18 protein-coding genes and 1 pseudogene are annotated in these 25,083 nt (G+C 62.4%); 9 read left to right on the top strand and 10 right to left on the bottom strand.

Annotation, left to right across the window (positions count from 1 at the left end; genetic code table 11):
* Positions 1-8 precede the first annotated feature (8 nt).
* Positions 9-1,226 carry a sensor histidine kinase gene (locus tag RI103_RS28790; RefSeq protein ID WP_310815955.1) on the bottom strand — a complete coding sequence of 406 codons (1,218 nt, stop codon included), beginning with the start codon at positions 1,224-1,226 and terminating at the stop codon, positions 9-11.
* A gap of 300 nt (positions 1,227-1,526) precedes the next feature.
* Here RI103_RS28790 and RI103_RS28785 point away from each other — a divergent pair, with 300 nt between their 5' ends.
* Positions 1,527-1,868: a response regulator gene (locus RI103_RS28785; RefSeq protein ID WP_310818599.1), complete on the top strand. Its 342-nt coding sequence runs from the start codon at positions 1,527-1,529 to the stop codon at positions 1,866-1,868.
* Between the two features lie 104 nt (positions 1,869-1,972).
* On the opposite strand, the gene RI103_RS28780 is transcribed toward RI103_RS28785, so the two are convergent.
* The gene (locus RI103_RS28780; RefSeq protein ID WP_310815954.1) at positions 1,973-2,872 is read right to left on the bottom strand and encodes a LysR family transcriptional regulator; all 900 of its coding nucleotides are present in this window, start codon (positions 2,870-2,872) and stop codon (positions 1,973-1,975) included.
* 104 nt (positions 2,873-2,976) lie between these two features.
* Here RI103_RS28780 and RI103_RS28775 point away from each other — a divergent pair, with 104 nt between their 5' ends.
* Together RI103_RS28775 and RI103_RS28770 are read left to right on the top strand one after the other, a co-directional pair.
* Positions 2,977-3,858, top strand: a complete 882-nt coding sequence (locus RI103_RS28775; RefSeq protein ID WP_310815952.1) for an aldo/keto reductase family oxidoreductase — start codon at positions 2,977-2,979, stop codon at positions 3,856-3,858.
* A gap of 387 nt (positions 3,859-4,245) precedes the next feature.
* A complete protein-coding gene (locus tag RI103_RS28770) occupies positions 4,246-4,731 on the top strand; it encodes a hypothetical protein (RefSeq protein WP_310815950.1) in 486 nt (161 codons plus the stop codon).
* A 192-nt stretch (positions 4,732-4,923) separates the two neighbouring features.
* Here RI103_RS28770 and RI103_RS28765 read toward each other — a convergent pair whose 3' ends face one another.
* From RI103_RS28765 to RI103_RS28750, 4 genes are all read right to left on the bottom strand, one after another.
* Positions 4,924-11,382, bottom strand: a complete 6,459-nt coding sequence (locus RI103_RS28765) for an AAA family ATPase (RefSeq protein ID WP_310815949.1) — start codon at positions 11,380-11,382, stop codon at positions 4,924-4,926.
* A gap of 495 nt (positions 11,383-11,877) precedes the next feature.
* Positions 11,878-12,243: a response regulator gene (locus tag RI103_RS28760; protein WP_310815948.1), complete on the bottom strand. Its 366-nt coding sequence runs from the start codon at positions 12,241-12,243 to the stop codon at positions 11,878-11,880.
* 654 nt (positions 12,244-12,897) lie between these two features.
* The gene (locus tag RI103_RS28755; protein ID WP_310815947.1) at positions 12,898-13,152 is read right to left on the bottom strand and encodes an RNA-binding protein; all 255 of its coding nucleotides are present in this window, start codon (positions 13,150-13,152) and stop codon (positions 12,898-12,900) included.
* A gap of 140 nt (positions 13,153-13,292) precedes the next feature.
* Positions 13,293-13,730, bottom strand: a complete 438-nt coding sequence (locus RI103_RS28750; RefSeq protein WP_310815946.1) for a PRC-barrel domain-containing protein — start codon at positions 13,728-13,730, stop codon at positions 13,293-13,295.
* A 473-nt stretch (positions 13,731-14,203) separates the two neighbouring features.
* Here RI103_RS28750 and RI103_RS28745 point away from each other — a divergent pair, with 473 nt between their 5' ends.
* Entirely contained in the window at positions 14,204-14,512 is a 309-nt protein-coding gene (locus RI103_RS28745) for a hypothetical protein (protein ID WP_310815945.1), read from the top strand.
* 176 nt (positions 14,513-14,688) lie between these two features.
* On the opposite strand, the pseudogene RI103_RS28740 reads toward RI103_RS28745, so the two are convergent.
* Positions 14,689-15,903 (bottom strand): annotated as a pseudogene (locus tag RI103_RS28740) (ATP-binding protein); the annotation flags it as partial.
* A gap of 745 nt (positions 15,904-16,648) precedes the next feature.
* Between RI103_RS28740 and RI103_RS28735 the strand changes: the two are divergent.
* A complete protein-coding gene (locus RI103_RS28735) occupies positions 16,649-17,488 on the top strand; it encodes an alpha/beta hydrolase family protein (protein ID WP_310815943.1) in 840 nt (279 codons plus the stop codon).
* A gap of 50 nt (positions 17,489-17,538) precedes the next feature.
* On the opposite strand, the gene RI103_RS28730 is transcribed toward RI103_RS28735, so the two are convergent.
* On the bottom strand, positions 17,539-18,831 hold the full coding sequence (locus RI103_RS28730; protein ID WP_310815942.1) for an aspartate carbamoyltransferase: 1,293 nt from the start codon (positions 18,829-18,831) through the stop codon (positions 17,539-17,541).
* Between the two features lie 511 nt (positions 18,832-19,342).
* On the opposite strand from RI103_RS28730, the gene RI103_RS28725 reads away from it, so the two are divergent.
* From RI103_RS28725 to RI103_RS28715, 3 genes are all read left to right on the top strand, one after another.
* The gene (locus tag RI103_RS28725) at positions 19,343-20,329 is read left to right on the top strand and encodes a M23 family metallopeptidase (RefSeq protein ID WP_310815940.1); all 987 of its coding nucleotides are present in this window, start codon (positions 19,343-19,345) and stop codon (positions 20,327-20,329) included.
* Positions 20,322-20,723, top strand: coding sequence for a hypothetical protein (locus RI103_RS28720; protein ID WP_310815938.1), 402 nt, complete (start codon positions 20,322-20,324; stop codon positions 20,721-20,723). Before RI103_RS28725 ends, RI103_RS28720 begins: the two co-directional genes overlap by 8 nt.
* 126 nt (positions 20,724-20,849) lie before the next feature.
* A complete protein-coding gene (locus RI103_RS28715) occupies positions 20,850-21,284 on the top strand; it encodes a polymer-forming cytoskeletal protein (protein WP_310815937.1) in 435 nt (144 codons plus the stop codon).
* 32 nt (positions 21,285-21,316) lie between these two features.
* On the opposite strand, the gene RI103_RS28710 is transcribed toward RI103_RS28715, so the two are convergent.
* On the bottom strand, positions 21,317-23,386 hold the full coding sequence (locus RI103_RS28710; RefSeq protein ID WP_310815935.1) for an EAL domain-containing protein: 2,070 nt from the start codon (positions 23,384-23,386) through the stop codon (positions 21,317-21,319).
* A gap of 81 nt (positions 23,387-23,467) precedes the next feature.
* Positions 23,468-23,902, bottom strand: coding sequence for a rhodanese-like domain-containing protein (locus tag RI103_RS28705; protein ID WP_310815933.1), 435 nt, complete (start codon positions 23,900-23,902; stop codon positions 23,468-23,470).
* A 129-nt stretch (positions 23,903-24,031) separates the two neighbouring features.
* On the opposite strand from RI103_RS28705, the gene ftrA reads away from it, so the two are divergent.
* On the top strand, positions 24,032-24,997 hold the full coding sequence (ftrA, locus tag RI103_RS28700) for a transcriptional regulator FtrA (RefSeq protein ID WP_310815932.1): 966 nt from the start codon (positions 24,032-24,034) through the stop codon (positions 24,995-24,997).
* The last annotated feature ends 86 nt before the right edge of the window (positions 24,998-25,083 follow it).

Genomic DNA, 25,083 nt, shown 5'->3' with positions numbered 1-25,083 from the left:
GTGTGGTCCTATTGCGGCTCCGCAAGCGCCAGCGGAAAGCGGATCTCGAATGTCGTGCCCACACCTTCGTGCGAGACGAAATCGATGTGCCCGTCCAACACACGGCACAGTTCCTTGACGATGGCGAGCCCGAGGCCCGTGCCGGGAATATCTTCGCCGGCGGCGCGCTCGAATTCATCGAATACGCGTTGCGCGTCCGAAGGCGCGATGCCCACGCCGGTATCCGAGACGCGAATCAACCAGTGCTCCGTATCGGCCATCGTAAAGTTGAGTTCGATTTCCCCCGACTTCGTGTACTTGGTCGCGTTGGAAAGCAGATTGACGGCAATCTGTTTGAGCTTGAGACGATTGGATGTGACAGCAGTCAACGCGGGATCGAACGTCGCGTGTAACCTGAGCCCTTTTGCCTCGACCGATGGGCGCGACGAGGTGACGAGTTCATCGTACAGCTCGCGCAGTTCGACCTGTTCGAGTGCGAGCGGGGCGCCGTCGCCGAGCACCACCGAGTACTCGACCATCTGATCGACAAGCTGCTTCATGTCGGTGGCCTGACGGTTCGCCAGCGTCAATGCCGTTTCGGCCTTTGCAGGCGCACGCGCGATCAACTGCAACGCAATGGAAAACGTGTTCAGAAAATTGCGCAGATCGTGGACCACGCTGCGGGTGATCTGCATGCGCGACTCGTACAGGTCGCTCACCAGCCGCTGCTTGAGCATCAGCTCGTGATTGGCGCGCTCGAGCCGCCCGGTGTACTCGTCGATCTTGCGGTCCCGTTCGCTCACCACTTCCTTGATCGACGTGAGCGTGACCATGCTGAATGTTTCGGCGATCAGGCGCCGTGCCCGGCTTTCATGACGGCGCGTGAACGTGCTGTCGAGCCTGGCGAATTCTTCGAGCGCCTCGGCGAGCACCTGATCGAAGAGATCGAGTTCGCGCACGAGCTCCTCGATACGATAGCCCTGGCGCCAGCGGACCTTGCCATGTTTTCTCGCTTCGCGCTCGATGGCCGTTTCGACCCGTTCGAGATCTTCGACATCGAGCGCCGCGCACAATCCTTCGAGAATTTCCGGCAGATGATCCGCGAGTTGCTGATAAGTGAGCTTGTCCGCTTCGACGAGGTCGGTGTCGCCGAATACGGCATTCATCCATTGCTCGGTGAGGCGGCTCCGTTCCGCGCGAACGAAGTCAGCAAAATTGCGCAGCGGGTAAACACGTGTGTCGGTCATGATGGCGCATTGGGGTGAAGTTTCTACAACATACAGAGGCTTGAACCCACCCGGGCGCGTCGGACTGGAGGCACATGGCGTGTCTCACCGGACAGGTACTTTCGGCTGGAGTCGATTGAAGGCTTGCTGGCAAGCTCTGCGCCTTTCGCGTGCTCATAAAGCGTCGCCGCAGCCGATTATTCGCAACATTAACACCGCAATCGGGGATTGTGGAACACCTCTTGCGGCGTTATGAGCAGACGACAATAACGCTACTCGAACGTTTAACCCCGGCGGCCCCTGATGCACTCAATCTTGCTGGTGGACGACGAGCCCGAAATCCTGGCGGCGTGGCGCCTGATACTCGAGAACGAAGGTTACGAAGTCGGTTGCGCAAGCAACGGCGTGGAGGCGGTTGTGCGTGCCGCAACCCGTGTTCCCGCCTTGATCATTACCGACTGGATGATGCCGCTTATGGACGGCCCTGAATTGTGCCGACGGCTTAAGGCGATACCTGAGCTCGCCAAAGTGCCGATTCTCATGCATACCGCTGTTCCCCCGCCCGAGGGCGCGGTCAGGAACTGGGATGTCTGCTTGAGAAAGCCGGTGGGCGCGGAGCTCTTTTTGACGACGGTTGCGAAACTGTGCCGGCAACGGCATTAGCTGTTGATGGATTCGCTGCAATGGGCAGTTTCTTCCGAATCGTGCGTGTCGCCTCCTTGATGATCGGCAATATCGCCCTCCGCGAATTTCTCTCGCGGCTCGTATCAGGCTGCATTCAGCGCTTTCAAAAAATCGACGAACGCGCGCAACGGCGCCGGTAAATGACGACGCCCCGGGTAGTATAGAAACGGGCCGGAAAAACGCTGCCACCACGGCTCCAGAATCGGCTCCAATGCGCCACTGTCGAGATGCGGGCGAAGCATGTCCTCGAACAGATGCACCACCCCAACGCCTGCGACGGCCGCGCTGACCGCGAGGTCGATCGCCGCGCCGGGCCGCACCAGCAGCGGTCCCGATGGATTCAGTTGCAACACTTCGCCGTCGCGTTCGAAGTACCAGATCGGCATGGCGCCACCGGCGAACTGGCCGCGCAGGCATGCATGCGAAAGTAATTCGCTGGGATGGTCGGGACGGCCGTGCGCGTCGAGATAGCCCGGCGCCGCGGCGGTCGCGAAGCGTTGCACGCGCGGTCCGATCGGAAGCGCGATCATGTCCTGCTCGAGCCGCTCGTCATAGCGAATGCCGGCGTCGCAGCCGATCGACAGCACGTCGACGAAACCATCCTCGACCACGACTTCGACGCGTATGTCGGGATACGTCTTCAGGAATGCGGCGATGATGCCCGGCAAGACGATCCGGGCGGCGCTCGACGGTACATTGAGTTTGAGCGTGCCGGCCGGCTTGTCCCTGAACACGTTCAGCACATCCAGCGCCGCTTCCATCTCGCTGAAGAGCGGCGTCAGCTTCTCGATGAGACGCAAGCCGGCTTCGGTCGGCGCGACACTGCGCGTGGTGCGGTTGAGCAGGCGCAGACCGAGCTTCGCCTCGAGACGGCGCACGGCGATGCTCAGACTCGACGCCGACACGCCGCTGGTTCGCGCCGCGTCGCGGAAGCCGCCTGCGCGGGCGACCGAAACGAATGCAGCGAGATCGTTCAATTCCATGGCGATTGTGCACATTAATAAACAACCCGTACACGTTAGACGGCTTTATTTAACAACGCAACCACGTCCATACTTGCGCTCAACCACTCACCAAGGAGCGTGTCATGTCGAATCTCACCACCACGGACATCTTCCCGCTGGCCGGCCATCCCGTGCGCCGCATGGGCTACGGCGCCATGCAACTCGCCGGCCCCGGCGTGTTCGGGGCGCCGAAGGACCGCGACGCCGCAATCGCCGTGCTGCGCGAGGCGGTGGCGGCAGGCGTCAATCACATCGATACGAGCGACTTTTACGGGCCGCACATTACCAACCAGTTGATCCGCGAAGCGCTGCATCCTTATCCCGACGACCTCGTGATCGTCACCAAGGTGGGCGCGGTGCGTGGCAGCGACGGTGCGTGGCTGCCGGCGCTCGAACCGGACGATATCGAGCGTGGCGTGCACGACAATCTGCGCAATCTCGGCCTCGATGTGCTGGAGATCGTCAACATGAGGATGATGGGCGACGTGCACGCGCCCGCTGAAGGATCGATCGAAAAGCAGGTCACGGCGCTCGCCGAGCTTCAACGCCGCGGACTCGTGCGCCACATCGGCTTGAGCAACGCGACCGCGACGCAGATTGCGGAAGCGCAGCGCATCGCGGAGATCGTCTGCGTGCAGAACCATTACAACCTGGTTCACCGCGAGGACGACGCGCTAATTGGCGAACTCGCAGAGAAGGGGATTGCGTATGTGCCGTTCTTCCCATTGGGCGGCTTCACGCCGATTCAGTCGTCGGCGCTGTCCAGCATCGCGCAAACACTCGGCGCGACGCCGATGCAGGTGGCACTCGCGTGGCTGTTGCATCGGGCACCTAACATTCTGCTGATCCCCGGCACGTCGACGCTCGGGCATCTGCGTGAAAATCTGCAGGCGTCGCAATTGAAATTGTCCGCCGAAGTGTGCGCGGAACTCAATGCGATAGGCGGCGCCAACGGCAAAGCGTAATTGCCCGACGGGAGTGGCGGGGCGAGATGTTTTTCGCTGAGCCACGGCGATTTCACACCGAATTCGCGATGTACTCCCGCAGCGATCGATGTGCCGGATCGCGGTGCGCGCGAAACCGGAGGTGACGGCTCGAATGAACGACCCGGGCTCGCTTCTGCCTCGATCGTCTCAGTCCGGTGAACTCGCACGGCGACAGTTTCCGTGGATCCGCGGACCCGTGAGTCTTGAACACCACCCATAACAGGAATGCGTAATAGACAATGCTTCATTTCTGTCCCATCCTGATTAGACGCAGAGTTGTGGTGGGTTCAATAGCCGACCGGTGCCGTCTGTCGTGGTCTCATGTCGTGAGTGCTTTCAACAAACAGCGGGAAGGCGGGAGCAGCGGTGAGCAAAGAAGAAGCAGTCTTTCCCACAGCCGACATGGTGGAATCCGAATTTCCATCCGAGCGGGACTGGATTGAAGTCCACTACAACCCAACGAGAATCACACTCGATCGCATAACGAAGATCACCATAATTGTCGTATGCGGTTGGTCGTTGGTCGAAACGCCCTTGGAAATTGGCGCATTTGATTCGCACACGTGGGTGCTCGCGCTTGCTGTTTCGAAATTTATAGTGATCCTAACGGGTATTACCGCTATTGCCCGGGTACGAGTCGCGCGTGCGATCTTTGCTTTCGGTTGCGGGATGAGTGTACTCGCCATCGCGCCCTCACTGCCGTTCGTCTATACGGAATCCGTCGAAATTGCAGCGATATCGACCGTGGAATGCCTTCTCAAGGCCGCGTGTCTTGGCGCACTGGGTCTTTCGTCGTTTCAGAAGCAGCTGCGGAAAAGACAGAGGGGGACAGCGGATCGCGGCATGCGGTAAGAACGATCGTCGATTCGACGATGCGATTTAGAGGAGCAGCGGCGCTACATGCAGTACCTGCGCAAAGTTCGCAGAACTTCGGTAGTCGTCAAAAGCTCAAGAGTAACGGCGCCCACGCGCTGGAATTGCACCACATCCCAGGCGAGCGAGTCGCGTGTGGTAAATGGCCTCGGCGTAAAGCCAAGATGCGCGTCAAAGACTTATTTGATCGTCAGAGGTGGACGACGACGTAGGCAGGCTGGTCCGCTGGTTTCGCGTCGCATCCGAAGTCGCAATCGGAAGGCTGAAGCTGAAGGTTACGCCCCGGACTTCATTGCGCGCGACCCAAATGAGGCCGGCGTGTGCTTCGACAATCGACCGACAGATCGCGAGGCCCATGCCCATGCCCGTTGACTTTGTGGTGGTAAATGGCTCGAATATCGTCGCCAGATTCGTGAGCCCCACGCCTTCGTCCTGAACGTCGACCACCACGTTGTCTCCGTCGCGCCGGGAGCGGATCACTAGCGGCCTCGGTCGTTCCATCGTTGCCGACATCGCCTCGATGGCGTTGCGCACGAGGTTGACGATTACCTGCTGAATCTGCACTGCGTCGGCTCTGATCATCGTCACGTCTTCGGTTAGCTGGGTCTCGAGCAGAATCAGATTTCCGTGGATTTCGTTATCCATCAGCGTGCAGACCTGAAGGATCAGCTTGTTGATGTCAAGATCGGCCTTTTCAGGAGCCGTGCGACTGAACAGCGCGCGAATACGGCTTATCACGTTCGCCGTGGCATATCCGTCACGGACGATGGCTTCAGCGCTGAGTCGGGCGTTGTCGATGTTGGGCGGCGTTGCGGCGAGCCAGCGCCGGCACGCCTGTCCATGGGCCACAACGGACTGCAGCGGCTGGTTGATTTCGTGGGCGATGGACGCGGACAGCTCGGCGACAGTCGCCATCTGTGAAGCCTGGGCAAGCTTTTCCCGGGCATGTCGCAGCGCATCCTCGCTGGCGAGCAGGTTGCGGTGCGCGAGCGCGCTCGTCAGCGCATCTTCCAGGCGTCTGCCGATCTCCTCGAAGAGCCGTTGCTCCACGCAGGTCCAGGAGCGCGGATGCGAGCACTGATGCAAGCCGAACAGGTACGGCCTGTCGCCCCTCGGACGAACCGCGATGGCAATCGTCGACACGATGTTGAACCGCTCGCGAACCTCCGGCGCGATGCCTGGATCTACCACCGCCCTTGGGGTGTGCAGCATGATGCGCAGGGATTGCGCCGTCACGGAGTCCATCGGGAGTTCCTGGTCGAGCGCGAAGGCGCCCGGATAGTCCGGATGCGTGTGCTCCATCACTGCGCGACACGTCGGCGCATCGGGATCGCACGGATAGACCAGCCAGGCCCGATCGCAATTGAACATCGCCCGTGCCTCCTCAAGCACGCCGCGCATCATGCCCTCGACATCGTTCGTTCGCTGCATCGCGCGGTTGATGCGGTCCATGCACTCCAGGAACCATAGATGTTCCTCGCGCTCCTGCTCAGCACGCTTCTGCTCCGTGACATCGATCGTGGTGCCGATGTACTCGATCACCTGGCCTGAGCGGTCCAGAATCGGATGTCCCACGGTACGGAGGGTTATCACTCCGGCATCGAAGTTCCTGAGCCGGTACTCGACTTCCATGTCGGTACCGTCGCGCACGGCCTGCATGAAGCTTTCCACGGTTGGGGCGCGGTCATCCGGGCAAAGTTGCTCCGCTACCTGCTCGAACGAAGGCAGGCCTTTCGCAGGGTCGAGACCGTGGACGCGATAGCACTCGTCCGACCAGTACAGTACGGCATTTGAAAGGGCGCTCCATGCCCAGCTTCCGGTGTGGCTGACCTTCTGCGCCTCCGCCAGGTACTGGCGGCTGCGCCGCAGTTCCGCCTCCGCGCGCTTGCGCTCGGACATGTCGATGACGAAGGCCACACCGCGTTCGCAGCTCTCGTCAAAAGCGGCCACACCGATCAGTACCGGCACCAGGCTGCCATTTTTGTGGAAATACTCCTTTTCGAAAGGTTGCAAGCTGCCTGTCGCGTCGAGCTGCGGCATGGTTTGCTCGAGTTCATGGGCTAGCGATTCGCGAGGTGTCAGATCGGTCCACCGCAAGCGACCCGAGATGAGATCCTCGCGCTGGTACCCGACTATGCGCAGGAACGCGTCATTGGCCTCGAGAATCCGGCCTTTCCGGTCCCAGATCATGATTCCGATAATGTTGGCGTCGACCAGACGGCGAACTTGCGCTTCGCGTTCCCGGAGGTCGCGGTACAGACTGCTGTTTTCGAGCGAAATCGCCGCCTGGGAAGCAATCACCTTCAGGACAGCAATCCTGCCTGGCGTAAAAACGCCTGAAACGAGCCTGTTTTCCAGGTACAGCAGCGCAACCAGTGCGCCCTGCTTCATCAACGGCAGGCAGAGTATCGACCGCACACCCTGTGCAGCGATGTACTGATCGGTGGAATGAGGATTCGGCATTGAAGTATCGTCGAGCATCACGATCTCCCGGGTACGCGCGACGTAGCGGATCACCGACTCGGGAAGCTCGTCCGCGGAAACTGGCGTGTCGCGCAGGCTGACCGAAATGGAGCTGCCGCAAGTCTGCGCTTGCGCCTGAATCAGGAATTCGCTGTCTCGCGGGAGAATCAGCAGCCCACGGTCCGCGCCGGCGTGTTCGATGGCCGTGCGCAACAGCGATTCGATGAGCTTTTCCGGGACAAGCTCGCCCGACATCGCCTGCGACACCTTGATCACAGTGGCCAGATCCAGATGTTCGACCGGCGCGTCGATCATGCCGGCGGAGCCCGGGGCACGGTCGTCCTGCCTTAACGCGGGATAAAGCTGATCGAGCTGTCGTACCTTCCCGAAGGCTCCCCACCGCAGATAGGCACGCCGTGCGTTTCCCAGATAGAACTGCGCAATCTCCTCAAGGCCGCGTGCCGCGTAGCAGCGGGCAGCCAGTTCGTAGGACAGCGCCTCGTTCTGAACGAAGCCATTCGAACGCGCGGAGCGAATCGCTTGCTCGTACAGATCCATTGCGTCGGGCAGGCGCCCCTCGATGCGCGCGATCTCCGCGCCGACCAGCGCCGCGCGATCCTCGAAGTTCTGTGGGCAGTTTTCAGCCCATGCCCGGAGTTGCCGTTCGTGTGCCAACAGCTCCTCCCGATGCTTTGCATACCGATCGGGACCGAGGGGCTCGCAGCATGCGGCACGCGTGAGAGCGGCATAGAAATGGTATTCCACCCTCTCCACCAGCATGAAGGAAAGCGACGCTGACGTTGAATAGTATCTTTCCGCCCTTTCCGCGGCATCGACAGCCGATGCGTATTCGCCAGCGAAGAATCTCGCCTGCAGCTTGCGGATCCAGTAGAAACATTCGGGCATGGCCAGAGCCGGATGGCCGGTGAGGCGCGCCTCAAATGCGCGCTCCGTGAACGGGCCGTCGTCGAGCGAACCAAATTTCGCTGTTTCGCCACGGAGTGCGCGGATAAGCGCGAGCGGAGCGGAGATCATGTCGGCCACGAATCCGAACCGGACCGTGCGCGCAAACTCCAATCCGTGCTCGGCTTCACGCTCAATCCGATCGAGTGGATCACCTGACGCGAACAGAATGGAACTCATAGTGCGACAGGCGTATGCAGCGTACGTTGGGTCGCATTGCTCGTTCGCCATCTGAAAGGCACGTCGAGCCGGATCGACAGCCTCACGGAGCGGTCGTGTCCACGGCACCAGGAGCGCGAAGACCAGATAGGTTTTTCCTCCCAGGCGCTTCAATCCACGACGTTCGGTCAGATCGCAAGCCATCTTTCCAAGTCGATAACCGGCGTCGTAATGGCCGAAGCAGTCGCCGGCGATAAGCCCGACCGCGACGTAACGCGCAGGTGCGGCGTCGCTGTTGCCACGCGCGAGGCTGAGATTCACCGCCCTGCAGATGGTGAGTGCGTACAGATTCTCGTCGATGTATAGCGTCGCTCCCAGGGTGGCGAGCACGTCGAGCGTCGCGAGAGACTCCGGATCCTCCATCAGCGGCAGGTCGATGATTTCCTCGATTGGCCGGCTTCCGAGCTGGGACCAGATTCGCTCGTACTCGCGATGCGCTTCCTGCTGGGTGGGATGGGCTGCCCAATCGATGCCCACATGCCGGAGGTATTTCAGACCCACCGCGACCGCACGATCGCCAGCGCCGAGCATCGTGTAAAGATCCACGCGCCGGCTCGCGACGGCCGCTCGTTGGATCGTGTCGACAGCGCGTGTGGCAAGCGCCGCGAGGCGTTCCTCCACGGACGGCAGTGCGCCCATCCAGAGCTCGCAGTCGGCCCCATGCAGTTCCAGTGCGAAGGCAAGCTCCTGCCGACGCTCCCACGCATCCTCCCACATCAGCGCCGTGCCGGCACGCAGATAACTCAGCGCCGAGGCGTAGGCGGACGCGGCTTTCGCTCGCTTGCCGGCGATCAGGTTCAGCTCGGCGAGCTGCTCGCGCTCGTCCTGTGACGTGATGAGGTGGGCGCCGCGGTTGAGCTGGTTGACGATTTCGAAGATCATCTCCGGCAGCCTTCCCGGCGGGGTGCATTCCACAAGCAGCCTGCCTATCCGGCGATGGATCTGCGCACGCGCTTCCTCCGGAATCAACGAGTAGGCCGCCTCCTGAACCCGGTCGTGAATGAAGCTGCACGCATGTTCCGTACAGGAGATGAGACCCGGTCGTATCGCCTTCCAAAGCTGCTCGCGGATTTCGTCTGCCGGGCGCTCGGACAAGCTTTCCAGCAGGGCAAGCTCGGCGCTGCTCCCCATGCACGCAAGCAGCTGCAGGCCTTGCTGCGTTTCAGCGGGCAGGCGGTTCAGCTTGCCGACCATGAGGTCCGCCACGTTGTCGGTATAGCCCTTCGTGTGGATGCGATCGAGGTCCCAGGACCAGCACGCCGCATCATGATCGAAGATCAGCATCCCCTCTTCGGCGAGAGAAGAAATGAACTGAATCGCGAAGAACGGATTTCCGGCGGTCTTGTCATGCACGAGGCGCGCTAGCGGTGCGACCCTGTCCCGCTTGCAACGAAGCGCATCTGCGATCAACTGTTCGAGATGCTCCCCGGCAAGCGGCGCGAGCGTGATCTCCGCCACCTTGCCGCCGGCGGCCTTGATGGCGTCGAGCTTGCGCATCAACGGATGCGTGGCCGTGACTTCGTTGTCGCGATAGGCGCCGATCAGCACGAGGTTGCGCGGATGGGACCGGGTCAACAGGTCCTCCATCAGGTCGAGCGTCGCCACATCGAGCCATTGCAGATCGTCGAGGAAAAGCACCAGCGGATGTTCTGGCCGGGCGAATACTTCGATGAACCGCCGGAACGTGAGCTGGAACCGGCGCTGCGCGTCTTGTGGAGGCAACTCGGGCACCGGCGCGGGCTGTCCGATGATGTGGCCCACTTCAGGAACGAGATCCACAATGAGTCCGGCATTCGGTCCCAGCGCTTCGCGAAGAGCGTCGCGCCAGGCCGCAAGCTCCGCCTCGCTTTTGCCAAGCAGCGGCCGCAACAGACTCCGGAAGGCTTGCGCCAGCGTCGAATAGGGGATGTCACGTTTGTACTGGTCGAATTTGCCGGAGGCGAAGAGCGCGCGCGAGGGCACCAGCATCTGCTGCAATTCGTTGACGACGGACGACTTGCCGATGCCGGAATACCCGGAGACCAGCACCAGTTCCGGCGCTCCCCTTTCGACGACGCGCCGGAGGGCGTCAAGCAATGTCTCGACCTCACACGACCGCCCGTACAGTTTCTCGGGAATCATCAACTGGTCCGGCGTGTCGTGCTCGCCGGGTGCGAATTCGTCAATGCGTCGGTCGGTTTCCCATAACGCAAGACAGCGTCGCAGGTCCGCTTCAACGCCTGCCGCGGTCTGATAGCGCTCCTCCGCGGTCTTGGCGAGCAGTTTCATCACGATCGCGGAGAGGACCGGTGCCAGGTGGGCCACACGCTCGTACGGTGGCACCGCCTCTCTCGCGATATGGCAATGCACCCATTCCATCGGGGCGGAGGCCGTAAACGGCAGCGCGCCAGTCAGCATCTGGTAGAGCGTGACGCCGAACGCATAGAGGTCGCTGCGCGAATCGATTGAGCGATTCATCCGCCCGGTCTGCTCGGGCGCCATGTAGGCGAGCGTGCCGGCGATAGTCTCGGGCGGCTCGGGCGCCTGTCGCTCACGCGGCAGCCGCGAGGCGAGGCCGAAACCCGTGAGCCGCGCCTGTCCGTCAGCGCAGTTCACCAGAATATGGGTGGGTTTGAGATCCCTATGGACGAGGCTGCGCTGGTGGAGCTTGCCCAGTACCGCAGAGATGCTGACGGCAAGGCGCAAAAAATTTCCTGTCTCCATTGGCGCGCCGAGCAACCGCGCGAGCGGCTCGCCGCCAGGGTCCTCGAGCACCAGCAGGGTCCGGCCGCCCTCGCAGACCAGCTCCAGCGGCCGCACCGCCCATGCACCATCGAGTTCGTCCTTCAGGCCAAACTCGTGAGCGAGGCGATCAAGGCTGGCGGGTAGCGGATGGTCGGCGGCGGGCCGCGCAAGCAGGACGCTGTGGCCGCCCCCACCCGGGCGCCGCCCTCGACAGAAGACGCGCTCGCCATCGTCCCACAAAATCTGGTGTCTGTTGCCCATCGGCGCCGGAACCATATGTAGGTTTTCATCTACCGCACGCTGCTGACAGGCTGCTGCCCGTCATTGGGTTGGACGATACATTTGTCCGCATAATCCGGGCACGGTACGCTCGAGAAAGCGATTTGCAACACGGCATCTCCGCGATCACCAACGCTGCAGGAGCAGGCATTTCATGAGGATACACCTCGGCGACCGCGGCGCCATCGGCGCTCATGCGGCGCTGACTGCCACTGGGATGGGGTCAAGTGCTGCGGCGGTCGCTTCGGCGAAAAAGATACCGGCGCGAAGTCTGGTCAAAAGGCGGAGAGGCAAAAGCGCTTTTCTGGAACAAGCTTCCGCCCGCCCGATTCCGGTTGTCGATACCGATAACTTCGAGCGGCAAGACGACGAGACGGCCTTGTCATCGACGGGGCGCCAATATTTCAATTGCAAGCGTGAGCAATACGTCTGCAATTGTCTTGTTCAACTCACGGCTTACTTTAAATACCAACAAGTTCAAGCGATGCTATTCAGCAGGTCCAGCAGCGCTTCCCCGTCGATGGGCTTGGTGAAGAATCCCAATGCGCCTCTCTGCAGATAGTAGTCTTCCGTATGCACGCCCGGTTTGCCTGTGATAATGATGACGGGCACTGCTGCGCCAGAATGGGCTACTCTCTCGAGCACTTGCATGCCGTCAATGGGTCGCATTCCCAGGTCGGTAACAACGCATACCAGACCCGAGTAGTCATCGGACAAAAAATCCAGTGCAGATTCGTAGACTCGTGTTTCATACCCGCCAGAGGCCAGCAGGTTCGCCAGAGACGTCAGCACGCGTCGGTCATCATCGATCACGGCAACGGTTCGAACCGGAGGCGTGGGCATTATTTACTCCGGGTCATTGAGTCCAACAAAGAATAGCGCCGGGCACCGAACGTGGTTATCTACGATGTTTCGAGCTGCATTTTGCTCACTAGTCCGACCAGAGTGCGCGCGTTTGTGTCGACAGAACAATTATATTCGTCGGGATTGTTAGATGAAAACGCAGGCAGATGCCAGTCGCAGGAGTTTGTCGAATCGTTGCTCGACCCGCCTCTGATTGACGGGATCATGCGCCAGCAGGCCGCGGCCGTTAGGCTGTTGCTGTGGGGGACGCTGTCGATTGGCGGTAATCAATGCGTCGAGCCGCTGTGCGCGCGGTATGGTGGGAGTGGTGCAGTCTTCGAAGGGCAACCTATTGGATTTTCGAAGACGCTGCAAAAACGTCCGCCGGCTTGGCTAGGGCGGGTGCGTTGCGGAACAAGACGCTTGTCAATCGACACGTCTGGCGGTCATCGCCACTCGTCGAATCGTGCCGGTGCACCACAAACACGCGGCTGCGAGGAGAGGCGGGCCGGCCACAGTCAGCGTCGCCGCCAGCGCGATCTTCAAGATAAGCATTGTCTTTCCCTTTGGAAAAGTAGTTTGATCGAATTCGTCAAGGGACGCCAAGCCGACCTTCTCTGCGACGTTGCGCGAACACCGCATTTCGTCCGACCCCTAGCCTTGGTCCGAGAAAGACATGATGTGCACGGTCAGCTCATGTTGATCCCAATACATCTGGTTCAAGCGCGTTTGCATGCCTGATAGCATCAACTGAGTAGCTCCGCCGATTTCAATCAGTACGCCCGGGCGTGACCCATCGCCGTCAATGCGAGTCATTGCGTCGATTTCGACCTGTGTGTATTTCCGCACGAACGCGCGGACGTCCTCGTCGCTCTTGTCGGGCGGCAGATTGCTGATCCACAGTTTCATGTTCTTGCAACTCCAGCGGTTCGGGCATGTGCTGCGGGAGCGGGAACTCCCCGGTGGTCGGGATTACCCATGGCGCAACCGTGCTGCCTTTCCGATCCTCGGGCAGTTATTCTCCGGCCTGACATCCACGCTGGTAGATATCACTGATGCTGGTTTACATCTCGTGGCTTCGGTATCGCAGGTAGTCTCGCGTATTGAAACGCAGGCATTGCTTTGAGCGCGTCACGCGTCGCCCCAGGCAAAACAAGCTTGCCATCGACGAAATTCAGTTGATCGACGGGAACCGCCACATCATGATGAGGTATCCCGATGAATTCTTGTGCGTCGATGATGGCATACGAAATCGACTTGTCCGGCGCGACGACGATATCGTAGACCGTGCCTATTTTATCGGCATTCTCGTTGAATACAGGCTTGCGTAGGATCGAACGCTTGACACTCCACCCCGCAAGGATAGCATCCGCTTCCACCACCGTAATTCCTATCGGCTGCTGGCCCACCACCTGCGCCGCCGCTCCCTGCGCAGTCACAGCGGCGCAAGCAACAAGAAGAACAGCCACTAGCACTTTCGAAACCATACTATCTCTCCAGGAGAAATTGTTTAATTGTTTGCCGTGAATTGCCCGCGCGGGACGGCGATCAGGTCCGCGTCCACATCTGGGTCCGCAGTGCAATCGCCACGCCGCAGTGATCGGATTGAACGGTTCAGAGTACCGGGTACTTGATGATAGTTGGCGAGGCGAGAGACGGCTACTACATGAATCTGGTATCGATCCAGCGAGGCACGCCGGACGCTTGTTGAGCAAGGTCGGTCGAACTGACATGATTCGGGTTACATAAATATGCAATGTCTCGGACGGGCGCAACGATATATGTTGTTTCTGTGGCGCTTGATCAAAGCGCGCAATAGCCGACCCAGAAAATCGAAACATCGCCTCCGAAGAAATTGGCAATCCGTCTGACGATCTTGCGCAGGCGCAGTGTCCGCCGTAACGATTCCGGGGCGCAGTATCTCGGTGCGTTCAATCCCAGTGCTAACCGGAGAATCAAGATGAAAGAGCGACCGCTTCCTGACGTGGACGAGCGCTTGAATCAATCGACCGAAGCGACGCTGTCCGCGCTGATAGGCCAGATCAACGGCTTTGTCCGAACCGCGGTCCTTGACAGCCGCTGCGCGGCGAAGCTTGTGAAACGGTTGAAAAACGAGGCCGAACTCATCCGCGGTAGCGGAAATTCGACGAAGGCGGGGCGAAGCGAGTTGAAGGAGGCATTCGATGAAGTGGAGGCGACGCTTCGAGAACATGACGCGGGTCTATTGGTCGCGGCGAACGCTTTTCTACGTGTGAAGGACATGAGCTGATGTTGGCGATGGACTGGACCGCTGCGACGCGCACGATTGTGCCGCGCGGTCGATGCGGCACTCGCCAGGGCACGCATTTTTCACAGGGAGGTCGAGGATGCGGCCACGCTCCGGGCTCTATCAATCGCTGACGCCTCGTGAGCAGGAGGTGTTGCCGTTGCTCGCAAGCGGCTTGCTCATAGCTCGGACGGTGGCGCCCCGGTCGGAGGGACCTCGTCTGCCGGCAACGTGAACCAGAAGCGTGCGCCGATCACGTCGCCGCTGCCATCGATACGATTTTCGGCACCGATGGTCCCATCGTGTGCATCCACGATCACCCGGCAGATCGCGAGGCCGAGACCTATTCCCGGCTTGGCGAACTCTTTCTCGCCGCGCGTGAACTTGTCGAACACGCGCGCCTCCATGCCCGTCGGCAGCCCTGGTCCGCTGTCGTCGACACAGACCTTCACGTATTTCCGGTCATCTTCATGGACCGTCGTCGCGCTGATCTTAAGTGGCGTGCACGGAGGCGTGTACTTCGCGGCGTTCTCAAGGAGATTCGCAAAGAGCCGTTCCATCAGTACCGCTTCGAGTTGCAGAAGCGGGAGTTCCGGCGACGCCTGCACCTGCACCGGACGGTTGCCTAGCATTCGCCGGCATGCGCCGAGCGCCGCGCCGACCACCTCTTCGAGCATCAGCCACTGCCGGCTAAGGCGCACGCCGCCGGCTTCGAGTCGCGTCATTTCGAGGAGGTTGGTGACGAGGCCGGTCATGCGTAGCGCTTCCTCGTAGATCGCGTCGACAAGTCCCATGTTCGCTCTTGCCGACTTTCTCCCTTTATCCTGTTGGGCAAGCATCGACGCGAACCCGACGATTGCGGTTAGCGGTGTGCGCAGGTCATGTGAGATTGCCGACAGCAATGAATTGCGAAGCCGCTCCGACGCCATGCTGACAAGTGCATCCTGTGCAGTCTCCATGTAGTGGACCCGTTCAAGCGCGAGGGCGATCTGTGCGGTGAAAGCATCGAGCGTCCGCTGCTGCTCGGGACTCGCTAGTGCGCAGACCTCCTCCGGGACCAGCGCGAGCACGCCGCGAGTGCATATCGGCGCCTTCAGCGGCAAGTACAGCACGTCCGTCACAGGCAGCGGATCGATGCTGCGTCCAACAGTTTTGTGCTGGTCGTAGACCCGCTGCGCGATGTCCGGGTCGAGCGCCCGTTCGTTGGACATCGCGATGGGCGTTGCCTCTTCGATCTTCTGCTGCAGCTTCTCCGCACAGTCGGGCAAGAGGATCGCGGCGCGGACCTGGAAGCCTTCGGCGACGTATCGGGTGCCGATCTCGATGATCTGCCCGGCCGTCTGCGCCGTACCCAGCTCGCGCGCCATGGCGTACATCGCACGGACGCGGCGTTCGCACGTCGTTGATCTCATGAATGTGTTCCCAACGAGTCGCCATTGGTGGGCGACGTTTGCCTCAACCGGTACGCATCGCACGGTCGGTCCGAATGGGCCTGCGGGACACCACCGTGAGCATGAATGGCGGCTACGATTGCAGGGCTGAGCGCCGGACAATTTCAAATCTGCACTACGCATTGAGAACCTGGTTCATACCACGATCAACTTCTGGAACTTCTGCCGCAGTTGATTTCCAAACGAGCGCGAGATTTCTATGAAGAAGTGCCGCAACGCCTGAACGTTTAGCCTGGCGCGCTTGTGGAGAACTTTTGCCCGCATCACGACCCCCGGACCGCGGTGACTGAATTGGACGGATCGTAGTGCCAGCTTCCTGATCATAGCCGGCGTGGTGCAGGACGGCTATTACATGAATCTGCAATCGCCTTGGTGAGGTTATTGAGGCGCGACCCTTGTGAGCAGCGATGGCAGGCACCTTGACGTGCGTCGGATTACACGTACTTCGTACTTCGTACTTCGGTCGCGGCTCCGCGCTAATTTTCAATGGCCAGAACATCGACTTCGAAAGCATGAAACGACGGTGGCGTCGCATTGCGAAAAGTCGAAGTTCCGCTGCATGCTGACGGGATCGTATGTTTCGCTGAAATTTGGTTGTAAGTCGCCATTGCTAGAGTCGTCGACAGAATTTTGCCGCCGTATGCCGGAAGTGTTCTTCGGACTCCTGGAAAGGGAAGAGCGACACACCATGAATAAAGCTCGTGCGTTCTGGCTCATTCTTACACTGCTCTGTACGACGCCTGCGTGGGCGTTTCAGTCGCGGGTCGTCACCATTCCGAGCGCGGCCATGCATAAGTCGCTCGAAGCGACGGTCGTGCTGCCCGATCAATATGCGCGCGGCAAAGCGGCTGATCGTTTTCCCGTCGTCTATCTGCTGCACGGCTCGGGCGGCGACTACACCGACTGGACTTCGAATTCGCAGATCGGCAAGCTGGCCGACCGCTATCACGTGATACTCGTGATGCCCGACGGTGGCCACGAAAGCTGGTACATCGACAGTCCTGTCGATCCGCACAGCCGGTACGAAACCTATGTAGGCACGGAGGTGGTGAGCTACGTCGACGCGCATTTCCGCACGATCGCGACGCGCCAGGCGCGCGCCATTACCGGCTTGAGCATGGGCGGTTTCGGCGCCTTGCATATCGCGCTGGACCGGCCGGAAGAGTTCGGCGCCGCGGGCAGCATCAGCGGCGCGGTGGATCCGCGTGGTTGTGAAGATGAGCCGGGCATCGACCAGGTATTCGGCGATCCGATGCGGCATGCCGACTTCTGGAACAACGAGGCGATCGTCGAGAACGCGCGCAATTTCAGCAACGCGCATATCGCGCTCACGATCGATTGCGGGGTCAACGACTCGCTGGTGCAATCGAACCGGACGCTGCATGAGCGGCTGGTCGAACTCGGCGTGCCGCACGACTACGCGGAGCGGCCCGGCGGCCACACCTGGAAGTACTGGGCCAACGCCGTGCAGTACCAGGTGCTGTTTTTCGCCGGGACGTTCAAGCGCAATGGGAGCGCCGCGGCCTGAGGCTGTGCCGCGCGCTGCGGGGCGGTTTCATCACGCCGCCCACTGATCCGTCAATCGATGCCGTGAAACACCGCATCGTCCGGGCCGAGATAGGCGGGCGGGCGCCACGCCGCATCGCGCATGGAATGCTGGACCAGTTTCTCGACGCCCAGCAGCACCGCGAAAATCGCCATCCGCACCGGAATGCCGTTGTCGGTTTGCCGGAAAATCGCCAGCCGTGAATCGTGATTCAGGTCCACGCTCAGATCGTTTGCGCCCGGCCGGCTGTCGCGCGGCAGCGGATGCATGATCAGCGTATCGGCGCCGCACACGCTATCCACCAGCGCCTGATTGATCTGGAAATCCGGCGTGTAGCCTTCGAACGATTCGTCGGTGAAGCGCTCCTTCTGAATGCGCGTGGCGTACACCACGTCGGCGCCGCGCAGCCCGGCGGTCAGATCGGTGGTCTGCTCGATCACGTGATCGTTGCGCGAAATCTGCTCGATGATGTAGCTCGGCATTTCAAGCATGGGCGGCGAGATCAGCGTGAATTTGATGCCGCGGTGCAGCGCCAGCAGCTTGACCAGCGAGTGCACGGTGCGCCCGTATTTGAGGTCGCCGACCAGCGCGATATGCGCGCCGTCGACGATCTTGCCCAGGCGCGAGAACTCGCGCTGAATCGTGTACAGATCGAGCAGCGCCTGGCTCGGGTGTTCGCCCGGACCGTCACCGCCGTTGATCACCGGCACGTTGGTGGCGCGCGCGAATTCGGCCACCGAGCCTTGCTCCGGATGGCGGATCACCAGCGCGTCCACGTAGCCGCTCATCACGCGGCTGGTGTCGTAGATCGACTCGCCCTTGGCCATCGACGAAAACGTGAAGCCGGTGGTGTCGCACACCGAGCCGCCCAGCCGGCAGAACGCGGCGCCGAAGCTCACGCGGGTGCGCGTGCTGGCCTCGAAGAACAGATTGCCGAGTACCGCGCCTTCCAGCACGCGGGAGATTTTGCGGCGCCGTGCGATCGGCTGCATGATGTCGGCCACGCGAAACAGCGCCTCCACCGAGTCGCGCGAGAATTGATCCACCGACAGCAACTGCGGCTTGCCCTCGAACAGCATCTGGCTGGCAAGCGACTGCGAGTCTACGCTTTGCGTATATTTTTCGCCCGGCTCCCCGTGGACCACGATTTCCGACACGAAGCGCTCGACGATCTCCGGCATGGCCCGCGATTCCTGCGAGTCGTCCGGCAGCAGCCACGTGTCGAGCGCGCGGCGCGACACGCCGATGCGGCTCGCGAACGTGTCGCGCGTCATGTTCAGGCGACGCATCGCATCGCGTAGGAAGGCTTGTTGCGGGACGCTCATGGGGCACCTGTCGGCAGAGGGAATGGCGGGTTGATGTACGCGGTGCGTATATTAGTTTTCTTGTGGCAGAAGTCAAGCATTTTCGCGATGGACTTGCCAAGCCGCGCCGGCGCATGTCGATGACGCGCGCCAGCGGTGCCCTGATCGAACGGCCGGAAGCGCTGGCTGAACGGGAGCGGAGCGGGTCGCAGGAGACTGAAACCTCGGTTTGAGCCAGGCGCTCATGGCGAAACAGAGGGCATGCGGGCCACGTCGCCTCATCTCCCTGTATTTGAGATGATGCTTCGTGATGCCAGGGGATAATCGGCGCCCTCTGTCATTATCGCGACCGGTCTGTATCCGGTTGATGCCGTATGCAGCTAGCCCTGTTCGCCGATCTTCTGTCCCGCTCGCCATCGCACGGCACACGTCGCACGGCTGGCGCGTTCAAAGCGCTGCCCGTGGCGGACCCGCGCTGCGCCGCAGCCGTACGGACGCACAACGCGAGCCCATCGCGCGCGAGGCGCCGCTGATGTCTTCCGTGTTTCATGCGGGCAGTCGGCTTGCCAGCGGTTCGGTCAGCTTCGTCACGCGCCGCACGGCGCTCGCGCTCGCCTTGAGCGCGGCGGGCGGCGCGGCAGTGCTGGCGCTCGCGGCGGGCTTTGTGATCGGCTCGCACTGGTCCGCGCGCACCGGGTCGGGCGACCAGGCGGCGGTCCGCGTCGAGCACGACTATGCGATCGATCAACTCGGCAAGCTGAACGCCTCGGTGGCGCAGATCGAGCCGCGCATCGCGCGCCTCACGGCTCAGGTCGGCGACTTGCGCGATTTCGAAGCGCGCCTGAATACGCCGCGGCCCGCGCTGCGCGCATCCGTGGCGCCGGCCACGCCGGGTGCGGCGTCTGCGGCGTCCGAAACCGATACGTCCGCCACCGACAGCGAAGGCGAGGGCGGCCCGTCCTTGCCGCCGCGCCGCTGCAGCGACCTCGCGCCGTCACTGGGCCGGCATGCCGATGCCGGGCGCACCGGCCAGCAACTCGATTGCATTGCCGCGACCCTGTCGGCGCTCGAGCGGCAGACCGCCGATCACGCCGTCGTATACGCGGCCTTTCCCGGCCGCATGCCCGCCGACGGCGCGCGCTTCGGCTCGCCGTTCGGCAACCGCACGGATCCCTTCACGCATCGTTTGAGCTTTCATCCGGGCCTCGATCTGGTGGCTAGAACCGGCACGCCGATTCTGGCGGCGGCGGGCGGCCGGGTGGTCTTCGCCGGCGAGAAATCGGGCTACGGCGACGCCGTCGAAATCGATCATGGCAACGGGCTCATGACCCGCTACGGCCACGCGGCGCGCATTGTCGTGCATGTCGGCGATCTGGTGCTGCCGCGCCAATACATCGCCGATGTCGGCTCGACCGGGCGCTCCACCGGCCCGCATCTGCATTTCGAAGTTCTCGTCAACGGCGCGCCGGTCAACCCGCTCGCCTATCTCGCGCTTTTTCCGCCCACACCTCATGGTTGATCGACATTTTTCGCGCGACGCGGACAGTCTGACCCATCGCGCCTACACGCTTCGACCCGCGCGCTCGCTGCGTTTTCGCGCGACGGTGTGGGGCGTGGTCTGCCTGTTGTGCGCCTGCGCGGGCGCGGCGGTGTTCGCGGCCTGGCAGGCGAGGCGCGCCGATATGGCGCAGGAGCAATGCACCCCAACGCCCGTCGACGAAGCAACGAAGCAGACCGAGTTGACCCGCGCGCGGCTCGCCCTGGCGCAGGAGTCGGCGGCGCGCGCCGCGGTGCAGACGGCGGCGGACAGCGCGGCAGCCGAGGTCGCACGGCTCAATGCGGAAGTGCAGTTTTTGCGCGGCCAGAGCAAGGGCCGGTCAGCGGCGGTGGCCGAAAAAGCGCCGCGCCGCTAACCAAGCGAAACAGGCAAACCCGCAAACCAGCACCGCAAACCAGCAACCGCACCAGCCACGCCCCCCGGCTCGTCGCCGCGCCCGGCATGACGCGACGCCCCTTTTTCTCATTTCAAGGAAATCGTTATGTTCAACAAGAAAAAAACCGTGGGCATCCAGCAGGCCAAGCTCGCCACCCTGATCGCTCACGACGTGCGGATCACCGGCGACCTGCAGTTCAGCGACGGCCTGCGCATGGACGGCCATGTGAAGGGCAACGTCAGCGGCGAGCCGGGCGGCCAGACGCTGCTGGTCCTGAGCGACCGCGGCTCGATCGAAGGCAACGTGCACGGCTACGACGTGGTGGTCAACGGCAGGATCGTCGGCGACGTGATTGCCGATCATTTCGTCGAGCTGCAGAGCAACGCGCATGTGACCGGCAACATCTGCTACCAGCAGTTGCGGATGGATTGCGGCGCCTCGGTGGACGGCAAGCTCACCAAGCGCGACGCGGCGCAGGCGGCGACGCCGCATCTGGTGTCGGTGGCCGATAGCGCATTCGACGAGCGCAAGGCCGGCTAGGCGGCGCGGCGCCCGTCAGACGAGCGTCAGGCTCACGCGGCCACCATTCTTTCCCGCAGCAGGTCGCCGAAGTCGTCGGCGCTGAGCGGCTTGCCGAGCAGGAAACCCTGCATCTCGTCGCACATCATCGTCTTGAGCATGTCGAGTTGCGATTCGGTTTCCACGCCCTCGGCCACCACGTCCATTTCCAGCGAGTGCGCGAGCGCGATGATCGCCGACACGATCGCGCTGCCTTCCGGGCCGTGCGCGTCGAGGCCGTTGGTGAAGAAGCGGTCGATCTTCAGTTGCTTGACGCGAAAACGCTGCAGATAGGCGAGGCTCGAATAGCCGGTGCCGAAGTCGTCGATCGCGATCTCGAAGCCGCTCGCCTGGAATTCGCGGATCATTTCGATGGTTTTTGGCGCATCCTGCATGGCCACGGTTTCGGTGATTTCGAACATGATCTGCTCGCAGGCCACGCCTTCGGCCTTGACGATCTCGAGCATGCTCGCGACGAGCTTTGGCTGCAGCAACTGGCGCAGCGAGAGGTTGATCGCTACTTTCATCGACGGCAGGCCTTGCGAAACCCACTGGCGAATGTGCCGGCACGTTTCGCGCACGACCCAATAGCCGATCTGCACGATCTGTCCCGAGCGCTCGGCGATCGGAATGAACTCGAGCGGCGTCAGTGTGCCGAGTTGCGGATGATGCAGGCGGATCAGCGCTTCGGCGCCTGCCAGCGAGTTGCCGCTGCCGTGAAACTTCGGCTGGAAGTGCAGCGAGAAATGGCCGGCGGTGAGCGCGTCGTGCAACGCGTTCTGAATCTGCAGCGTGCGCGTGGCGGCCTCGTTCATCCTGCGTTCGAAGAAGCGATAGGTGCTGCGGCCCGCGCGTTTGGCCTCGTACATGGCCGCGTCGGCGTGCTTCAACAACGTCTCGACGGTGTCGCCGTCGTGCGGATAGAGGGCGATGCCGATGCTCGGCATCACCTGCAGCGGCTGTGAATCGGTCCACACGCCGAGGCGCATGCGCTCGAGCACGCCTTCGGCGAGCGCGCTGGCGTCTTCGCGCGAGCCGAGGTTCTCGGACAACACCACGAATTCGTCGCCGCCCAGCCGCGCCACGGTGTCGCTCGAGCGCACGCACAGCAGCAGGCGCTGCGCGAACGCGGTCAGGACCTGGTCGCCGGCCGAGTGGCCGAGCGAATCGTTGATGGTCTTGAAGCCGTCGAGGTCCATGAAAAGGATCGCGAACAGCGAGCGCTGCCGCCGCGCGTTGAGGATCGCGCGTTCGATGCGGTCGTTCAGCGTGCTGCGGTTCGGCAGTCCGGTCAGGGTGTCGAGCGTGGCGAGCCGTAGGATCTGGCTGTTCAGCCTCGACACCGCGCCGATCAGAAAGGCGGTGCGCGCATCGAAGCGCGACAGTATCAGCGTGACGATCAGAATGGCAAAGGTGAGCAGGATCACCGAGGTCGCGAGCCACGTGGCGTTCACGCCTTTGGCCGCGCCGCAGATGGCGCCGGGCGCAAACTCGGCGGCGGCCATGCCGGCGTAGTGCATGCCGCTGATCGCGACGCCCATCACCAGCGCCGCGGCCAGACGCTTGCGCACCACGTGGCGCGCGTCGTCGTTGCTGAGCGCGCGGGCCATCCACAGCGCGGCGGTCGATGCGCCGATCGCGATCGCGAGCGAACCCGCGAACCACGCCGGCTGATAGCGGATGCCCGGCGCCATTTGCATCGCCATCATGCCGGTGTAGTGCATGCCGGCAATGCCGAGTCCCATTACCACGCCGCCTGCCAGCAGGCGGCCCGCCGTGAGCCGCTCATGAGTCGTGACGTACAGGGCCAGATAGGAGGCGCCGATCGCGAGCGCGAGCGACGCCGCTGTCGTCGTGAAGTCGTAGCCGAGCGGAATCGGCAGCGAAAAGGCGAGCATGGCGATGAAGTGCATCGACCAGATGCCGACGCCGAGCGCCGCGGCGCCGCCCAGCCGCCAGGCGTGCCGCAGACGGGGCGACGCCAGCAGGAAAATGCGGCCGGTCAGATCGAGCGCCGTGTACGACGCCAGCGCCGCCACGACGAATGAAATGGTGACCAGCCAAAGGTTGTATGAGCTCTGCATGTTCAGTCCAACCGCCAGGAGGGAAGCGGCTGAACATGTTATCGACAGTTCGAGGCTTTTATTTAATTGATTTTCAGTATGTTAGCCATTGGCTTCGGCCGTCTCGCCGGCGCGCGCTGCTTGTGCGAGGGCGAAGCCTTCGTCGAGCCAGCCGGTGACGCCGCCGCTCATCAGCTTGACGGGCCGGCCCAACTGAGCGAGGCGCAGCGCGCCGCGTGCGGCGCCGTTGCAGTGCGGCCCCGCGCAGTACGTGACGAAGAGCGTCTCCAGCGGATAGCCGGCGAGCTTCGACGCCACGATCTTGCCGTGCGGCAGGTTGAGCGCGCCCGGCACGTGGCCCTGCGCGAACAGCGCGGGGCCGCGCACGTCCAGCAGCACGAAGCCGGGCGCGTCGGTCGCGAGCGCGTCGTGGACATCGGCGCAATCGGTTTCGAACTGCAGCGAGGCCTGGAAGTGGGCTTGCGCGGCCGCGCTGTCGGCGGCGGGAATGGCGGTAACGGCGTTCAAGGTCGGCATGGTGAAGTGAGGTTCGGGTAGGAGTAGTGGGTGGATTGTCTGGCGATCGCGATTCGGATGCCTTCATTGTGGCGTCGCGCGCCTCATGGGATAAGTGGCGGAATCGTCAATCTCCGGTAACATCGCGCCATGCACAATCATCTCGTCGTCGCGCTCGCCTACGACCGGCTCTGCACCTTCGAATTCGGCTGCGTGACCGAACTGTTCGCGCTCGAGCGTCCTGAACTCGGCGTGGACTGGTATCGCTTCGCAGCCTGCGCAAGCGAGCCGGGTCCGATCCGGGCGGCGGGCGGCATCACTCTTGCGGTGCCTTACACGCTCAAGCTGCTGGAGCGCGCCGACACCATCGTCATTCCCGGCTGGCGCGATGCCGATGAAGTGCCGCCCGAACCGCTCCTGAGGAAGATCCGCGCCGCTTACGCGCGCGGCGCGCGCCTCTGTTCGATCTGCTCCGGCGTGTTCGTTCTCGCTGCGGCGGGCGTCCTCGACGGCAAGACCGTCACGACGCACTGGCGTTACGCCGGCAAATTGCAGCAGCGCTATCCGCAATTGCGTGTGCAGCCAGACGCGCTCTATGTCGACGAAGGGCAGATCATCACCTCCGCGGGCTCGGCGGCGGGGCTCGACATGCTGCTGCATCTGGTGCGGCGCGATCACGGCAGCGCGGTGGCGAACCGGGTCGCGCAGCGGCTCGTGGTGCCGCCGCATCGCGAGGGCGGCCAGGCGCAGTTCGTGCCGCGTCCCATGCCGCAGGACGAAAGCGGACGTCTCTCCAAACTGATGGACTGGGTGCGCAGTCATCCCGCCTTGCCGCATACATTGCGCTCGCTCGCCGGGCGGGCGGCGATGAGTCCGCGCACGCTGCAGCGCCAGTTTCACGATGCCACCGGCATGGCGCCTTATGAGTGGCTCGTGCGCGAACGCGTGGCCATCGCGCGCGAACTGCTCGAAGCGCCGGCGCCGCTGCCGATGACGCGCGTCGCGGAACTGGCGGGATTCAGTTCCGAAGAATCGTTGCGGCGGCACTTTCGGCGTATTGCATTGACGAGTCCCGGTGCGTATCGCAAGAAGTTCGGCGCGCGGGAAACGGCTTAGACGCGCGCCCGCGTGGTGGGCGCGACCGGCCGTTGCTACCGGATGAGCGGCCGTTAGCCCGAAGCCCATGCGCGGCAACCGGCGCC

Origin of the sequence: Paraburkholderia sp. FT54, assembly GCF_031585635.1 — a bacterium.
GTDB lineage: Bacteria > Pseudomonadota > Gammaproteobacteria > Burkholderiales > Burkholderiaceae > Paraburkholderia.
Note: the sequence above shows the minus strand (reverse complement) of the source record. Positions and strands in the feature narration are given on the sequence as shown.

What these genes read in the sequence shown, in the direction of transcription:
- RI103_RS28790 (WP_310815955.1), bottom strand. Translation starts at nt 1,226, where the DNA reads ATGACCGACACACGTGTTTACCCGCTGCGCAATTTTGCTGACTTCGTT.
- RI103_RS28780 (WP_310815954.1), bottom strand. Translation starts at nt 2,872, where the DNA reads ATGGAATTGAACGATCTCGCTGCATTCGTTTCGGTCGCCCGCGCAGGC.
- RI103_RS28775 (WP_310815952.1), top strand. Translation starts at nt 2,977, where the DNA reads ATGTCGAATCTCACCACCACGGACATCTTCCCGCTGGCCGGCCATCCC.
- RI103_RS28765 (WP_310815949.1), bottom strand. Translation starts at nt 11,382, where the DNA reads ATGGGCAACAGACACCAGATTTTGTGGGACGATGGCGAGCGCGTCTTC.
- RI103_RS28760 (WP_310815948.1), bottom strand. Translation starts at nt 12,243, where the DNA reads ATGCCCACGCCTCCGGTTCGAACCGTTGCCGTGATCGATGATGACCGA.
- RI103_RS28755 (WP_310815947.1), bottom strand. Translation starts at nt 13,152, where the DNA reads ATGAAACTGTGGATCAGCAATCTGCCGCCCGACAAGAGCGACGAGGAC.
- RI103_RS28750 (WP_310815946.1), bottom strand. Translation starts at nt 13,730, where the DNA reads ATGGTTTCGAAAGTGCTAGTGGCTGTTCTTCTTGTTGCTTGCGCCGCT.
- RI103_RS28745 (WP_310815945.1), top strand. Translation starts at nt 14,204, where the DNA reads ATGAAAGAGCGACCGCTTCCTGACGTGGACGAGCGCTTGAATCAATCG.
- RI103_RS28735 (WP_310815943.1), top strand. Translation starts at nt 16,649, where the DNA reads ATGAATAAAGCTCGTGCGTTCTGGCTCATTCTTACACTGCTCTGTACG.
- RI103_RS28730 (WP_310815942.1), bottom strand. Translation starts at nt 18,831, where the DNA reads ATGAGCGTCCCGCAACAAGCCTTCCTACGCGATGCGATGCGTCGCCTG.
- RI103_RS28725 (WP_310815940.1), top strand. Translation starts at nt 19,343, where the DNA reads ATGTCTTCCGTGTTTCATGCGGGCAGTCGGCTTGCCAGCGGTTCGGTC.
- RI103_RS28720 (WP_310815938.1), top strand. Translation starts at nt 20,322, where the DNA reads ATGGTTGATCGACATTTTTCGCGCGACGCGGACAGTCTGACCCATCGC.
- RI103_RS28715 (WP_310815937.1), top strand. Translation starts at nt 20,850, where the DNA reads ATGTTCAACAAGAAAAAAACCGTGGGCATCCAGCAGGCCAAGCTCGCC.
- RI103_RS28710 (WP_310815935.1), bottom strand. Translation starts at nt 23,386, where the DNA reads ATGCAGAGCTCATACAACCTTTGGCTGGTCACCATTTCATTCGTCGTG.
- RI103_RS28705 (WP_310815933.1), bottom strand. Translation starts at nt 23,902, where the DNA reads ATGCCGACCTTGAACGCCGTTACCGCCATTCCCGCCGCCGACAGCGCG.
- ftrA (WP_310815932.1), top strand. Translation starts at nt 24,032, where the DNA reads ATGCACAATCATCTCGTCGTCGCGCTCGCCTACGACCGGCTCTGCACC.